At 43.9% G+C, this 14,325-nt stretch carries 16 protein-coding genes, 1 other RNA gene and 1 pseudogene; 11 read left to right on the top strand and 7 right to left on the bottom strand.

What is annotated here, in order from left to right:
• Positions 1-22 precede the first annotated feature (22 nt).
• The gene (locus tag ABEW32_RS20240; protein WP_013370481.1) at positions 23-211 is read right to left on the bottom strand and encodes a hypothetical protein; all 189 of its coding nucleotides are present in this window, start codon (positions 209-211) and stop codon (positions 23-25) included.
• Positions 212-218: 7 nt separating this feature from the next.
• Complete coding sequence (locus ABEW32_RS20245) at positions 219-452, bottom strand: hypothetical protein (protein WP_014599632.1); 234 nt, start codon at positions 450-452, stop codon at positions 219-221.
• Between the two features lie 173 nt (positions 453-625).
• On the opposite strand from ABEW32_RS20245, the gene ABEW32_RS20250 reads away from it, so the two are divergent.
• The 5 genes and pseudogenes from ABEW32_RS20250 to ABEW32_RS20270 all read left to right on the top strand — a co-directional run bounded on the left by ABEW32_RS20250 (position 626) and on the right by ABEW32_RS20270 (position 4,008).
• The gene (locus ABEW32_RS20250; RefSeq protein ID WP_430191169.1) at positions 626-823 is read left to right on the top strand and encodes a cold shock domain-containing protein; all 198 of its coding nucleotides are present in this window, start codon (positions 626-628) and stop codon (positions 821-823) included.
• 156 nt (positions 824-979) lie between these two features.
• A pseudogene (locus ABEW32_RS20255) lies at positions 980-1,361 on the top strand (MATE family efflux transporter); the annotation flags it as partial.
• A gap of 237 nt (positions 1,362-1,598) precedes the next feature.
• Entirely contained in the window at positions 1,599-2,678 is a 1,080-nt protein-coding gene (locus ABEW32_RS20260; protein WP_430191171.1) for a tetraprenyl-beta-curcumene synthase family protein, read from the top strand.
• Positions 2,679-2,701: 23 nt separating this feature from the next.
• Entirely contained in the window at positions 2,702-3,673 is a 972-nt protein-coding gene (gene pfkA / locus ABEW32_RS20265; RefSeq protein ID WP_016819724.1) for a 6-phosphofructokinase, read from the top strand.
• A gap of 125 nt (positions 3,674-3,798) precedes the next feature.
• Positions 3,799-4,008 (top strand): DUF3906 family protein, encoded by a 210-nt coding sequence (locus tag ABEW32_RS20270; RefSeq protein ID WP_430191174.1) that lies wholly within the window; start codon positions 3,799-3,801, stop codon positions 4,006-4,008.
• Here the strand turns inward: ABEW32_RS20270 and ABEW32_RS20275 are convergent.
• The 4 genes from ABEW32_RS20275 to ABEW32_RS20290 all read right to left on the bottom strand — a co-directional run bounded on the left by ABEW32_RS20275 (position 4,005) and on the right by ABEW32_RS20290 (position 8,149).
• Positions 4,005-5,375 (bottom strand): MATE family efflux transporter, encoded by a 1,371-nt coding sequence (locus ABEW32_RS20275; protein ID WP_430191176.1) that lies wholly within the window; start codon positions 5,373-5,375, stop codon positions 4,005-4,007. The two genes, ABEW32_RS20270 and ABEW32_RS20275, sit on opposite strands and share 4 nt — an antisense overlap.
• Positions 5,376-5,571: 196 nt before the next feature.
• Positions 5,572-6,750: a putative glycoside hydrolase gene (locus tag ABEW32_RS20280; RefSeq protein ID WP_430191178.1), complete on the bottom strand. Its 1,179-nt coding sequence runs from the start codon at positions 6,748-6,750 to the stop codon at positions 5,572-5,574.
• 216 nt (positions 6,751-6,966) lie between these two features.
• Positions 6,967-7,155, bottom strand: coding sequence for a hypothetical protein (locus tag ABEW32_RS20285; protein ID WP_014599634.1), 189 nt, complete (start codon positions 7,153-7,155; stop codon positions 6,967-6,969).
• 172 nt (positions 7,156-7,327) lie between these two features.
• On the bottom strand, positions 7,328-8,149 hold the full coding sequence (locus ABEW32_RS20290) for a YitT family protein (RefSeq protein WP_430191180.1): 822 nt from the start codon (positions 8,147-8,149) through the stop codon (positions 7,328-7,330).
• 324 nt (positions 8,150-8,473) lie between these two features.
• Here ABEW32_RS20290 and cshA point away from each other — a divergent pair, with 324 nt between their 5' ends.
• The 4 genes from cshA (at position 8,474) to ABEW32_RS20310 (ending at position 11,893) form a co-directional block, all read left to right on the top strand.
• Positions 8,474-10,051, top strand: coding sequence for a degradosome RNA helicase CshA (gene cshA / locus ABEW32_RS20295; RefSeq protein ID WP_430191182.1), 1,578 nt, complete (start codon positions 8,474-8,476; stop codon positions 10,049-10,051).
• Between the two features lie 218 nt (positions 10,052-10,269).
• The gene (locus ABEW32_RS20300; RefSeq protein ID WP_430191184.1) at positions 10,270-11,031 is read left to right on the top strand and encodes a YesL family protein; all 762 of its coding nucleotides are present in this window, start codon (positions 10,270-10,272) and stop codon (positions 11,029-11,031) included.
• 58 nt (positions 11,032-11,089) lie between these two features.
• Positions 11,090-11,284, top strand: a non-coding RNA gene (gene ssrS, locus ABEW32_RS20305) — 6S RNA.
• Positions 11,285-11,500: 216 nt separating this feature from the next.
• Positions 11,501-11,893, top strand: coding sequence for a DUF1499 domain-containing protein (locus ABEW32_RS20310; protein WP_430191186.1), 393 nt, complete (start codon positions 11,501-11,503; stop codon positions 11,891-11,893).
• A 92-nt stretch (positions 11,894-11,985) separates the two neighbouring features.
• Here ABEW32_RS20310 and tpx read toward each other — a convergent pair whose 3' ends face one another.
• A complete protein-coding gene (tpx, locus tag ABEW32_RS20315) occupies positions 11,986-12,504 on the bottom strand; it encodes a thiol peroxidase (protein ID WP_430191188.1) in 519 nt (172 codons plus the stop codon).
• A 120-nt stretch (positions 12,505-12,624) separates the two neighbouring features.
• On the opposite strand from tpx, the gene ABEW32_RS20320 reads away from it, so the two are divergent.
• Both ABEW32_RS20320 and gltC read left to right on the top strand, forming a co-directional pair.
• The gene (locus ABEW32_RS20320) at positions 12,625-13,248 is read left to right on the top strand and encodes a rhomboid family intramembrane serine protease (protein WP_016819731.1); all 624 of its coding nucleotides are present in this window, start codon (positions 12,625-12,627) and stop codon (positions 13,246-13,248) included.
• A 98-nt stretch (positions 13,249-13,346) separates the two neighbouring features.
• Positions 13,347-14,276: a glutamate biosynthesis transcriptional regulator GltC gene (gene gltC / locus ABEW32_RS20325; RefSeq protein ID WP_430192002.1), complete on the top strand. Its 930-nt coding sequence runs from the start codon at positions 13,347-13,349 to the stop codon at positions 14,274-14,276.
• Positions 14,277-14,325 lie beyond the last annotated feature (49 nt).

Raw genomic sequence — 14,325 nt, forward strand, 5'->3', positions numbered from 1 at the left:
GCCCCTGAAAGTATAATTTTCCTTACTGTGGGTTGGAACCTATATTTAATAAGCTGTATACAATAAGATAAAAGGCAAGGCAAATCATGATTACCGCAGTGAGGGCCATCCACTTTTTGAGAGGAGCCGGTATCGTTTCACGCTTCATGATCAGCACTCCGCCCAGCGTGAAGGCCAGAATAATGAAGATGAGATAGCTGTTGGACACCATGAATAGGCTACACCTGTTTGAAAGCGTTCATGATCCGCTGCCATTCTTCCTCATTATCTTGAAAGGATTGCTTGGGAAAACGATTTTCAGCCCAATGCATTAGCGCCGGACGGCTCAAAAATGTATGGGCTTCCTCGCCCCAGTCATCGGATATTTCCCGTAGAACGATGTAACGGCCCTGCACCTCGACAGTCATCATATTCCACTTGTCTTTTTTGTATATTTCGTGTTTTTTCATCATATGCATGTCTCCGATTTTATAGATGTTTTGGTTCATGATACCGCAGTTTCTGCCGCAAAAGCAAATCATTCCAGACCCTAAAACCCGGAAAAACACCAATTGCAATGTGAAAAAGCATGAAGTATAATATGGATATTCGCCATAGATGGCGGTATTTTTAGGAGGTTGTTCACTTGAAAGGTATAGTTAAATGGTTTAACGCAGAAAAAGGTTATGGCTTCATTCAAGTTGAGGGTGGCGAGGATGTATTTGTACACTTCTCCGCAATCCAAGGCGACGGTTTCAAAACTTTGGAAGAAGGTCAAGAGGTTGAATTCGAAATTACTGAAGGTAACCGTGGACCACAAGCAGCTAACGTAATTAAACTGTAAGTGTAACTGAATTGTAAGAAATGTTCCGTTATTACGGATGTCTTATATATTACGGTTAAACGATGAATTGAGAGCGCAGTTCCTTAGCATTTAAGGAACTGCGCTTTTTTGCGTAAAAACGTTTATGATATGAGAAGCTTGAACTGGAGAAAGGGACAAAATATCAGGGCCGGACGCTGGGATCGAGTCAGGACAACCCGGATTGGGATTGTGAATAATTTTGTAATGACTGGTGGAGCTGTGATATTTAATTACGTGTTTAACCACCAAGCCCTGCTGATGGTTCTTCCCTCAACGGGCTCTGTAATGACACCGCTTTTGATTACCATTATTTCATTATGGGGCATTCGTATACCTTTGACCTATGCATTTGTCGATAAGTATGATCTAGACGCTGTATGGGGAGCTTTCCTGTAGTTTTTCGATCTCCGCCGTATCCGCCGTAGCAGTGATTATCTATCACGCTTTTGGGAATTGGAAGCAGGCCAACATGGGAGAGGGCAACCAAGGGATGAAGCTGGCAGAGGACAAGGGCTAGGTAGGACATTTCTACTATTTGCAATTAAAGTCTTATAAGGGTGCAAGCTGGTCTGGCTCCTATTTTTGACTGATTTTATAGCAAAGGCCAAAGCGTTTTTGTAAGAAGAGCTCATTTTTCTTGAATATTAAAGAAAAAAGTGAGGTTGTTCATTTGTGCTAAAAGGTGGATCATATTATAATGAATATGGTTTGGATAGGTATAATTACGTAGACAACAATGTGGAGGCACCGTCATTTGAGTTATGTTGAGCAAGGACGTTATCAAGTACCGAGAGGCCCCATAGGTCTAATGAGCCGAATGTACAAGCACATTCTCCCTGAAACGAAACAAGAATTGAGTAACTGGAAGAGCAAGGCCGAACAAATTCCGGACCCTGAGCTGAGAAGCCAGGCACTTGCGAGCATAGCAGAGAAGACGTTTCACTGTGTGGGGGGAGCGGTTTATGCCGCAGCCAATATGTCTGACCGGCAGACGCTAATTCCGCTGATTGTGGCGTACCAGACCATTAGCGATTATCTGGACAACCTGTGTGATCGCAGTACGTCTATGGACCCGGATGATTTTAGGTTGTTGCATCAGTCTATGCTGGATGCGGTTAATCCGACGGCTAGGCCAGTGAATTATTATGAGTTGCGTCGTGAGCAGGAGGATGGCGGTTATTTGACCGGGCTGGTGACAACCTGTCAGTCTTGTGTAAGCAGGCTTCCGGGCTATGAGGCGGCAATGCCTTACGTTCAGGATTTGGCGCGATTATACACGGATTTGCAAGTATACAAGCATATTAAACCCGAGCTGCGGGAACAAGCGCTTTTGGACTGGTGGTCGATTCATAAGGACCGTACACCCGAGTTGCGCTGGAACGAGTTTGCTGCGGCTACTGGCTCAACCCTGGGGGTCTTTATGCTGTTTCTTGCTGCCAGCGACCAGCATCTCACAGATGCGGGGGCTGCCTCAATACATGCATCGTATTTTCCACATGTGTGCAGTCTTCATATTTTGCTGGATTATCTAATCGATCAAGACGAAGACCGGAAGGGCGGAGATCTTAACTTTTGCAATTATTATGAAGATACCGACATGATGCTGGACCGGATCGCCTACGTTGTGAATCGGGCGCGGGCTGATATTGCAGATGTCCCTGCCAGCTCCTTTCACCGGATGATTATCGAGGGATTGCTGGCTTTATATTTATCCGACCCCAAAGTTAGTGAGCAGCAGGATGTTCGCGCTGTTTCGAGACGTTTAATGAAAAATAGTCCGCTTATGCGTTTGTTTTTCTTATTAAACAGTCGATGGATAAGAAGGCTTATATGATTATTTTGAGGAGGTCATAAATCATGACAGCAGTTAAGAAAATTGCAGTATTAACAAGTGGTGGAGATTCACAAGGGATGAACGCAGCAGTTCGCGCCGTCGTACGTAGCGGATTGTATTTTGGACTGGAAGTATTCGGGATTCAACGCGGATATCAAGGCCTTTTGAACGATGATATTTTCCCAATGGATCTGAGAAGCGTCGGCGATATTATCCAACGTGGGGGTACTGTACTTCAATCTGCAAGATGCCTCGAATTTACAACTGAAGAAGGTCAGAAGCGTGGCGCTGAAATTTTGCGTAATCGTGGAATTGACGGCGTAGTCGTAATCGGTGGCGACGGTTCTTACCAAGGAGCTAACAAACTGACTAAGCAAGGCATCAAAACGATGTGTCTTCCAGGAACGATTGACAATGATATTTCCTTCACAGACTACACTATCGGTTTTGATACAGCAGTTAGTATTGTAGTGGACGCCATCAATAAGCTGCGTGATACGATGTCTTCCCATGAACGTTCTTCCATCGTGGAAGTTATGGGACGTCATTGTGGCGATATTGCTCTCCATGCGGGTCTGGCTTCGGGTGCAGAAACGATCTTGGTACCTGAGGTGGAATTTGACCTGAATGAAGTATCCGATCGGATGAAACAAAACTTCAAACATGGCAAACGCCACAGTATCATTATCGTTGCTGAGGGTGTAGGCAAAGGCGAAACCGTAGCAAAAGTAATCCAAGAAAACTGTCCAGATTATGAACCTCGTGTTACAGTGCTTGGACACATTCAACGTGGAGGTACACCAACTGCATTTGACCGCAACCTGGCAAGCCGTTTGGGTGACTTTGCAGTTCGTCAATTGATTGAGGGTGTATCTGACAAAGCTTGCGGAACGATCGATGGTAAGCTGGTAGCTACAGATATTGGCAAGGTTGTAAGTACCAAAAAAGATTTCAACATGGAGCTCTATGAGCTGGCCTTGCGTTTGTCCCAATAAGAAGAACTTATTACGTTTATATGTTTAATGATCGGTTCTGAAATGGGGAAAGATTGAAAATGATGCGGATGACCTGAGTCATCCGCTATTTTTTTAGCTTTGAATAGGATCAGGAGGTAACCATCATGTATTTATTCAAAATAGAAGTGGATAGCTCGGAAGGAGCTCTGACCGTCATTCTTGCTGCTGAAAATGAAGAACAGGCATTTGAGGAAGTTGAACAACATGTGGAGAGACACTTTTTATATCCCCCCGAGCTAAAAGAAGTGGCTATCGTAGAAAAAAAACGAATAACTACGGGTGCAGCATATGTAATCGAGACACGCAAAGACTAATGAGTCTTTGCGTGTTGTTTTTGTTCGGCAAAACGACGTTGTACTCTTACCAAACGCCAGAGAAGCAAAATAGCACCTACGGCCAGACCTGTAATCAAGCCAATCCAATAGCCATAAGGTCCCCATGTGGTCCAGCGTGCGAGTATATATCCTATAGGAAGCCCGATAACCCAATAGGACAGGAAGGTGAGCAGAAAAGCCGAATTGACATCTTTATACCCACGTAGCACTCCCTGCGTTGGTGTAGCGACAGCATCAGAGATCTGAAAGAAAATCGCATAGATTAAAAAATGTTGAGCTAATTGAATGACCTGCGAGTCGGTAGAATAAAGTCGAGCAACCTGTTCACCCCAGATGAGCAGTACAATAGCTGTAATCAAGGATAGGAAAACTGCGCTGCTAATGCCCATTACACCATAAATTTTGGCATCTCGTGGACGAGCAGCTCCTGTTTCATAGCCGACCAGAATCGTAAGTGCCATACAAATACTGAGTGGAATCATATACAGGGTAGAAGCAAAATTCATGGCAGCCTGATGAGCGGCTATGGTAGCCGTGTTATAGTTGCTCATCAAGAGAGTGACGGCTGAAAAAACGGCAGTCTCAAAAAATATAGCAAATCCAATGGGTACCCCGATCTTAATAAGCTCTTTCAAAGCACTGACCGCGAGCCCGTATATTTTGCTAAAGATTTGATATTCGGCAAATATCTTTCCCCGATGCGCAGTAATACCGGCAACCAGCATAATAATCCAGTAGGTAGTAGCTGTTGCTACCCCGGAGCCTACACCTCCCAAACGGGGAAAACCCCAGTTACCATAAATAAGCAGATAGTTTAATAAAACATTGATAGGCAACGATATGAGCGTGATTAACATCGTAAACCGGGTTTGTCCCAATGCATCCATAAAGCTGCGAAGCACGGTATAGGCAAATAGAGGAACGACACCAAAGGCCATCGCACAAAGATAGTACAGAGCCACATTATGAACTCTCAATTCCAGATTCATCCCGTTCAATATAGGCTTTACTAAAAAGGCTCCGGCAATCAAGACCACGATGGATAGAATAAGAGACAGCCAAAGTGCCTGAATGACATAGTAGGAGACCTTATCTTTGCGCTGCGCTCCTACCAATTGGGATACAATGGGGGTAATTGCTATAAGTATCCCGTTAAGGCCTGTTTGTACAGGGACCCACAGGCTTACTCCGATAGCTACTCCAGCCAGATCAGCAGGGGAAAAGTGCCCCGACATATTCGTATCAAAAAAAGTCATCGCGGATAGAGCAAGCTGGGTAATCAGAATAGGGAGCAAAATGTAAAAAAGCTGCTTCCATTTCTGTCCCATGGTTAGAGTTAATTGCATTTTTGTTTTCCTCATTTACTTGGGGTTATTATTTGTATATATCATAGCATGTAAATTTTATTGTAAGGGATACTGTAACAATTGAACAGCAATAAAAAAGACTGCATCCGTTCGTCAAACAACGGGGCAGTCTTCGATATAATGATATAAGTTCCAAAATTCTTATAAAATAAAGAGAAGTCCAGTGAGATAATTATTATTTGTAGGTTACTCCGCTTGTATAGCGGTTAGTGGCATTCCAGAGTAAATATTCGTTCACCTTCATGTCCTTGAGTGCACGAATTTGATCCTCGACCTGCGTTTTCCCATACTTGGCATAATGTCCGCTCCCCAACCAACTTGCGGTAAAATCCTGAATCCACGGACGAATAATTGGCTTGAGCTTGCCTGTAGGATCAAGTTTTTTGTGTGTATCGGCCATGGAGCCTTTGATCGTCTGGTATGGATTTTTATCGGGGTCCTTTACACCGAACCAGCCTGTCGTGTAGTGACTTGGATAAACCATCGGTGAAATGACATCTACATTTTCGGAGATTTTAGTAAAATCCTGTCCAATCCCTTCTGCAGCAGGAACAGAGGCGGCATAACCGAAAATATCTACTGATACTCTCACCCCTAAGGGAGCAAGCTCTTTGCGGGCATACTGTACGAATTCAGCGACCGCATCCGAACGGGATTGATCTGATTTGGTATATTTCAGCTTATCTGCTCTTTTTTCAAAGCCTTCAGGGAAACGTACATAGTCAAATTGAATTTCCTTAAAACCAAGTTTGGCGGCTTCCTTGGCAATGGCGATATTATAATCCCATACTTCTTTATTATAGGGATTGACAAACCCATCTCCTTTGCTGTTTTTCCAGACAGAGCCGTCAGCATTGCGGAAGGACATCTCAGGATTTTTATTAGCCAACACCGTATCTTTAAAAACAACAATACGAGCAATCGGATAAACATTATGCTTTTTCAGTCGGTCCATCAAACCGGAAATGTCGTTAATAAATTTTTGCGGCTTGCCCAATTTCAGAAGCTCGGGATTGGTCGTTGGGTAAGTGATGTAACCTGCGTCGTCCTTAATATCGATAACCATAGAATTAAGCTCTGTCTTGTCTAGCAGTTCAAGCAGCTGAGTCATACGTGAACCGCCTGCGCTGTAGGCTGTGACATAGATGCCTTTAATAGCTGGCGTGGTCGGCTGTGGGTCAATTTTATTCGGTGGATTGGAGGCATCCACCTTTATATTGCTGTGCTGTGCCTGGACCAAGGCGCTGCTGATTGTCGTTGCCACTCTATCTTTTACATTTGGAGCGTTGACTGACGGATCTCCATTTCCGCCTATTCCCATTGCCAATAGCATAATTGCCCAAATCATATTCATTTCCTAACTCTCTCCCTTATGTATGGCGCTTACCTGATTATACGTAAAGTTATGTAATGAAAAACAACATGCTTGTAACTAATACTGGCATCATCAGGCATAGTCTTACATGATTAACCTAACTATCGCTCGATGAATCCGTAAATAGGCATAAATAATGCCGCTCTCTTCACGGTTGTGGATGCAACCAGAAGAAGCGGCATTTGGCAAGAAAATTTATTGAAGATAGTTGTTGTCTTGGTGCTCACAAATACTGTACTGAATAATTTCTAGCGCATCCGTTGGCTTGAGTATGGACAACCCGTCTCGAAGCACAATCATCGAGTTTAGCTCATTCTTTTTGAGAGAAGGGAGCATTTCCGGGTACCATCTTAAGACAATGTCGGACAGTTTTACCGTTTCCATTTCCACAAAAATCACCCTTTCCTGCTCGGAATCATTCCAAAAGAATCATTCAATACGATTCGGAAAAGCAAAGTGCCTGTGAAATAGCAGGTAAAGCTGGTCTTTATATACTATGGGAACAGCGCACATATAGTGTACCACAAAAACTGCATTTTGACACTTGGGTTTGTGCTTATCTTCGTCGGAATGAACCCATTACTCCAACTGTTTCCACAATATTCACAAAAGCAGCAGGGTCCACTTCCTTGATGATGCGTTTTAATTCAACAAGCTCATAGCGTGTCGTCACAGTCATCAGCATGTCCTTTTCGGTATGTGAAAATGCACCTTCAATTTTTATTTTGCTGACCCCCCGTGGCGTGGCCAACATTCGGTTGAGCAGCTTGTCAGTATGCTCTGTAATGATGTAGACGGTGATCTTCGTATGACTTACATAGATTTGGTCCAACACCTTACCAGTTACAAAAATGGATAACATGGAGGCCAGTGCAATGTTCCAATCATTGTTCAAATACCCTGCTGCGACAATGACCAGTCCATTCAAGCCCACAAGCACAGTCCCGACAGGGAAGTCACGATAAGTGGTAACAATGGAGCCGATAATGTCAAAGCCGCCCGTAGAGCCTCCTACCCGAAAGGAAATTCCAGCGCCAACGCCGACCAATACCCCACCAAAGACCGAGGCCAGCAGGGGATCAGAGACGACAGATTGCACAGGTACCCAGGCCAAAATCCATGTTGTCACAATAACCGATAAAATGCTCAGGCTGATAAAACGCTTGCCTAAAATAAACCAGCCTGCAATAAGCATCGGGATATTGATGATAAAATACATGGTGCTGATATCAAATTTTGTGAAATAGCCAATGAGCATGGAAAGTCCGGCTACTCCCCCGCTCAGCAAGTGATGTGGGACGAGAAACAGATTAAAACCGCATGCGATGGCAGCGGCTCCAAGGATGACTGTTAAGCAGTTTAACACTATTTTTAACAACTTTTTTTCACCTCATTTAAATTATACAGAAAGCAACTTACTGGTATTCATGAATTGTTCTGTGCTATAATGCGATGTGGATATTCTTGAGTAGGGACCTATGTCCAGAGAAACACTTAAAATTTAAACTGTTTTAAAAAGGATAAATTCGTTTAAGATGTATCGGATAGGTTCCCCAAATTCATTACAGAAAGATGCAGTATAGATCTAAATAAACTGTCGCTGTATTGGGGAAAACTTATACAATAATATCGCTACTTAAGAATACAGACAACATTGTGGATTGTCCACCACATCCACCATTATGAAGGAGTTTGAATAAATTTGACGACATTTGCAGAATTTGATCTTGAACCGAAAGTAATTCAGGCGATTACGGAACTAGGGTTCGAAGAAGCAACACCTATTCAATCCAAATCCATTCCAATTGCATTGCAAGGAAAAGACATGATTGGTCAAGCCCAAACAGGTACAGGTAAAACTGCTGCGTTTGGTATTCCGATGATCAATAAAATTTCTAAAAACGATGAAAAAATCAGAGCCCTGATTATGGCTCCAACACGTGAGCTTGCTATTCAGGTGGCTGAAGAAATCGAAAAACTCTCCCGCTTCAAAGGTCTTCGCACTTTGCCAATCTACGGTGGACAAGATATCGTACGCCAGATTCGCGCTTTGAAAAAGAAACCACAAATTATTATCGGTACACCAGGACGTTTGCTGGATCATATTAATCGTAAAACCATTAAGCTAGAAGATGTAAATACCGTTGTTTTGGATGAAGCAGATGAAATGCTGGATATGGGCTTCATGGAAGATATTCAGTCCATTCTGAAGCAGGTTCCGGACGAGCGCCAAACAATGCTTTTCTCGGCTACAATGCCTCCTAATATTAAAAGATTGGCCGAGCAATTCCTTAAAGATCCTGAGCATGTATCCGTTATTCCTAAACAAGTTAGTGCTCCGCTGATTGATCAGGCTTATATTGAAGTTCCTGAGCGTCAAAAATTCGAAGCATTAAGCCGTTTGATCGACATGGAATCCCCAGAACTTGCGATTGTATTCGGTCGTACTAAGCGCCGGGTAGACGAGCTGGCTGAGGCTCTGCAAAAACGCGGTTATTCCGCAGACGGTTTGCATGGTGACTTGTCTCAGAACCAGCGTGATGCTGTTATGCGTAAATTCCGTGACGGAAGTATTGATGTGCTCGTAGCGACTGACGTTGCAGCCCGTGGTTTGGACGTTTCCGGCGTAACTCACGTTGTGAACTTTGACCTTCCACAAGATCCGGAAAGCTATGTTCACCGTATCGGACGTACTGGACGTGCAGGTAAAGAAGGGGAAGCTTGGTCATTCGTAACGCCTCGTGAAATTGACCATTTGCATTTCATTGAACGTGTAACCCGTCACCGCATTCCACGCAAGCCTCTTCCAACGTTGGCAGAAGCTCTGGAAGGCAAACAACGTATCATTGCAGAACGCCTTCTAGAAGTTGTAGAAAATGGTGAACTGAACGAGTACAAAGGTTTGGCTATTCAAATGCTGGAGCAATATGATTCTGTGCAACTTCTCTCCGCAGCTCTGAAGCTGATGACTGGTGAGAAGAGAGAGGCATCTATTGAACTGACTCCGGAAGATCCGATCCGTGCAAAACGTCGTAAACCAGACGTGCGCTCTGGCGGACGCAAGCCTTCCAACTATGGTGGACGCAGCAACGGTGGTTACAATTCCAACCGTGGCGGTAGCGGCAGTAAAGGTGGATATGGCGGTTACAACCGTGGTAAAGAAGGCGGTGGCTACAACCGTGATTCCGGAAGCCGCTATAGTGGAGATCGCAAACCACGTCCAAGCAGCAATGGAGAAACTCGCCGTCCTGCAAGACGTGAAGATTCATCTTCCGAATAATAACAAAAAAGATTAATGAAAAGCCGAAGCTGGTACAAGCTTCGGCTTTTTTTAACTGGTATGTATGAAATGTAAGAGATCTGCTTCTATGGACCACGTATGGATTTCGCTGGCGCTTTAGGGCTGAAATACGGTATGATATAGTCAAGAGCCGGAACTAACAGGCGTAGCAGCATAAGTCTTGGAATTGCCAAGGCTTGCGGAGGGAGAGACTGACATTGGAATTTAAAGGAGCTATGGGGGGGATTTACCGCCTAACCGAATGGATTACCCGGCTGGCGGCTAGCAATTTGTTGTGGGTGTTATGTTCATCGCCTTTTGTATTCTGCCTCATACTGAAATTACTGGTTATGAATCAGAATCTGGCGAATGAATCGTTACAAATGAACTGGGCGATGGCTGTTTTGGCACCGCTTACTTTATTTCCTGCCACATCGGCTTTGTTCACGGTGGTTCGCAAATGGGTAATGGGCGATACCGATACAGGCGTGTTTCGTACCTTTTTTAAAGGATATAAAGAGAACTATAAGCAGAGTCTAATTGGAGGTATCTTTTACACGCTACTGTTTGTCGTCATGTATGTGGATTACACTGTATATATGACACAGCTCAGCAATTTGCAAATCGTGGGCGTTATCATGCTGATCCTCATCATTATTTTGCTTGTGTCTATGTTTAACTTTTTTTCGATGGTGGCTCATTATCATATGTCTACCGGACAAATTATTAAAAATGCGGTTTTATTGACGCTGATTCGACCATTCCGTGTATTTTCCACCATGCTCGGCAGCGCTGTTGTTATATTCATTGGGGTTAAATATCCCGTGCTTTTCTTATTCTTCATCGGCAGTGTAGTTGCCTGGTTCGCTTTTTTTAACTTCTATGGAACCTTCCTTAAAATGCAGGACCAAATGGAAAAGATGAAACAGAAGGACGAAGAAAAGGAAAGCATTGAAGACAAGAAAAGTGATAACGTCTAAAAATAAAACATAATTCTCCTAGCATTTACTTTCTGAGTGAGAAGCGCTATAATAAGGTCACATCCTGCGATGCACGTTACGGTCATTTGTTGTTTTGAACCAATGACAATGTCTAGGGAGATCTATACGGATGAATAGCTGAAAAGCCCTGTCAATTGCTGACAAGGGGACTTCAAAAGTTTATTCTGCGGTCACCCACCTGCTAAAGCAGGTTCAGAAGACGCTATGGTCGGACGGCATCGGCGGGTACACCATAATGTAATGAACACACTCTGGTACTGCTCATGCAGAAACAGGGTGTTTTTTGTATGCAACAATGTTAAACTAAGATATGAGGTACTAAGGTCGCATACCACAGGCACAAACGGACTTATTTTTGGTTGCTTATCGCATTTTATAAAGCGCTTGCAGCAAAAGAAACCGATGTGTTGTATGAATAGGTAGCGATTATCGTGAAGGAGGAAATGTCTTGTCGTTGAAGAGGACTCTGGTAGGGATTGTGCGCAGCCAAGAAGGTACAAGCGACCGGGTCAAGGACCCCCAAATGAAGACACGCTATTATAACTTATCGAGAGACAAGGCTTGGGAAGAAGTATCATCAATCATGAAAAAAATTCCTGGCTACAAGGTACTCCATGAGGTAGCATCCGTAGGTGAGATCACGTTGGAAAAGCGAACGGCGTTCGGCAGAACTGTCGATATTACCGTTTCGATTTTATCTGTCTCTCCAGTTCGAAGTGCAGTGGATATTTATTCCGCTTCACGCGGATCGTTAGGGGACTTGGGTGCGAATTACCGCATTATTTTGCAACTGTTCGCTATGATCGACAAGAAGCTGTCCGCTCACAAGGTCGTACAGTAATAGCAGGTTGTTGGAGCAGTGATGTGGTGGGCAAACATCAAAAAAAGCGAGGAAGGCAATCCTTCACTCGCTTTTTTAATATTTGGCTGGATTTAGACGAGTTTTTTTACGGCTGCAATCGCTTGTTCATAGTCAGGATGCTCGGACATTTCGCTCAAGTATTCTACGTATGCGATTTTGTCATTTTGGTCAATGACAAAAATAGCTCTATGATCCAAATGGAATTCCTTAATGAATACACCATAAGCTTCACCAAAGGAATGATCTTTGTAGTCGGACAGTGTCAATACGCGATCAATACCAGCCGCACCGCACCAACGAGCTTGAGCGAAAGGCAAATCCACGCTGACTGTCAGTACCACAACTTGATCCCCCAGAGAGTCTGCTTCCTGGTTGAAACGTCGAGTCTGCGCGTCACACACGCCTGTATCTAGAGAAGGGACAACGCTGATCAGTTTGACTTTGCCTGCAAAGTCCTGAAGCGTAGCTGCTTCCAGCAGGTCTTTCTGTAATTTGAAATCAGGCGCCTGATCTCCAACTTTCAGCTCAGGACCTATGAGAGTCAAAGGATTGCCTTTAAAAGTAGCAGCTCCTGTACGTTCTTGTGCCATATGTAATAGCCTCCTTGGTTTTTAGCATTGGTTATCGTTGCCGAAATCTATTATAATCTTTTATAAAAGACATTGTCCAATTTGAATAAGGTGGAGACACCCCATGAAGGAAGGATTGCCTTGATTTTTTTACGTTATGAGAACTGGAAAAGTTATTTGCGATTTTACCCGGTAACCTGTCTGATTTTGCTTATCAATATTGTGATGTTTATTGTATTGACCGTGCAGGGTGGATCGGAAAATAGCTTGACGTTAATCCGGTATGGAGCTTTGATTAATGAGGCGCCATTCACTGACCAGCTGTGGCGATATGTGTCAGCTATGTTTTTACATGCAGGGTTTGACCATCTTCTGTTTAATTCCTTTGCGATACTTGTATTCGCTCCTCCACTGGAGCGTTTGCTCGGTTCCTTACGCTATGTGTTATTGTATCTGGTCACGGGCATTGTTGGAAACATTCTGTCCATTGCGCATTATAACATGTTGGCGGAAACGACAGTGTCTGTAGGAGCTTCAGGAGCGATTTATGGCATCTATGGGGCATTTCTGTACGTTGCCTTGTTCCAGCGTTCCTTGATGGATGATGCTTCGCGCAAAACGCTGTACACGCTGCTAGGGTTTGGTATCTTGTTTTCTTTTGCTGTAGCGAATATTAACTGGACTGCTCACTTTGGTGGATTGCTCAGCGGGTTTTTCTTTTATGGATTATTGATTAGGTTGACTGGTCAACGCAAACGTCACTAAAGACAGCTTTATCGTAAGTTATCAGGGTAAGAAAGAAGATGATGTTCGATGGACATCTTCTTTCGTATGTTGAAAAACAGATTGGAGCGAATATCGGAGTGGAATTACGACAGTTGCAATACTTCATGAAAGTAGCGCAAAAAGAACATGTCACTCAGGCAGCCGAGGAGCTGCATGTGGCGCAATCTGCGGTAAGTCGGCAAATTCATCAGCTTGAAGAGGAGCTGGGAGTCAACCTTTTTATGCAAAAGGGTCGCAATTTGCAGCTTACGCCAGTAGGACAGCTATTTTGTAAACGGGTGGAAACGATCATAAAAGATCTGGAACGGGCAGTTTTGGAAGTGCATGAGTTTTTGGACCCTGAGGGGGGTGAAATCCGCATCGGTTTTCCACACAGTTTGGGGATTCATCTTATTCCTACGGTGGTGGCTGAATTTCGTAAGCGGTACCCCAATGTTAAATTCAGATTTAAACAAGGGATGTACCCGAGTTTGATTCGTGATGTGCTAGCGGGTGAGGTGGATTTGGCGTTTGTATCTCCTTTTCCAGATCGACATGATCATGTCGAGGGGGACGTGGTGCTAACCGAGGAGTTATTTGCGGTGCTCCCGCCTAATCATCCTTTGGCTTCAGCCGAACATATCACATTGAGCCAGCTTAAGGGGGAAAAATTCATCTTGTTCAGAGATGGATATTCATTGCGTCCGATAGTCTGGCAGGCCTGTCTGGAGGCTGGATTTACGCCTGATATTGCTTTTGAAGGCGAAGAGACGGATACGATTCGTGGATTAGTAGCTGCGGGGATGGGGGTTAGTCTTCTACCTGAAATGGCGCTGTTTCAGACTAACCCGCTTCAACCGGCAAGGGTGTCAATCGTTGATCCAGAGGTGACACGAACGATTGGTTTGATTCATCGCAGAGATGACAAACTTCCATTAGTTGCCAAATCATTCCGAACTTTTTTATTGCAATATTTTGGACTTCAAGGTAAAGCTACTACTTCAAACAAAACGGCAACAGCAGATTAAGGGCATTAAGCGTAATGTATTGGCTTGAGATTACAAAAAAAGGTTGTTC

Origin of the sequence: Paenibacillus jamilae, assembly GCF_050482105.1 — a bacterium.
In the GTDB taxonomy this organism is placed as follows: Bacteria; Bacillota; Bacilli; order Paenibacillales; family Paenibacillaceae; genus Paenibacillus; species Paenibacillus jamilae_B.

Excerpts from the sequence above, each read along its gene's own strand:
- ABEW32_RS20240 (WP_013370481.1), bottom strand. The coding sequence starts at position 211 with ATGGTGTCCAACAGCTATCTCATCTTCATTATTCTGGCCTTCACGCTG.
- ABEW32_RS20270 (WP_430191174.1), top strand. The coding sequence starts at position 3,799 with ATGTATTTATTCAAAATAGAAGTGGATAGCTCGGAAGGAGCTCTGACC.
- pfkA (WP_016819724.1), top strand. The coding sequence starts at position 2,702 with ATGACAGCAGTTAAGAAAATTGCAGTATTAACAAGTGGTGGAGATTCA.
- tpx (WP_430191188.1), bottom strand. The coding sequence starts at position 12,504 with ATGGCACAAGAACGTACAGGAGCTGCTACTTTTAAAGGCAATCCTTTG.
- ABEW32_RS20280 (WP_430191178.1), bottom strand. The coding sequence starts at position 6,750 with ATGAATATGATTTGGGCAATTATGCTATTGGCAATGGGAATAGGCGGA.
- ABEW32_RS20275 (WP_430191176.1), bottom strand. The coding sequence starts at position 5,375 with ATGCAATTAACTCTAACCATGGGACAGAAATGGAAGCAGCTTTTTTAC.
- ABEW32_RS20245 (WP_014599632.1), bottom strand. The coding sequence starts at position 452 with ATGATGAAAAAACACGAAATATACAAAAAAGACAAGTGGAATATGATG.
- ABEW32_RS20285 (WP_014599634.1), bottom strand. The coding sequence starts at position 7,155 with ATGGAAACGGTAAAACTGTCCGACATTGTCTTAAGATGGTACCCGGAA.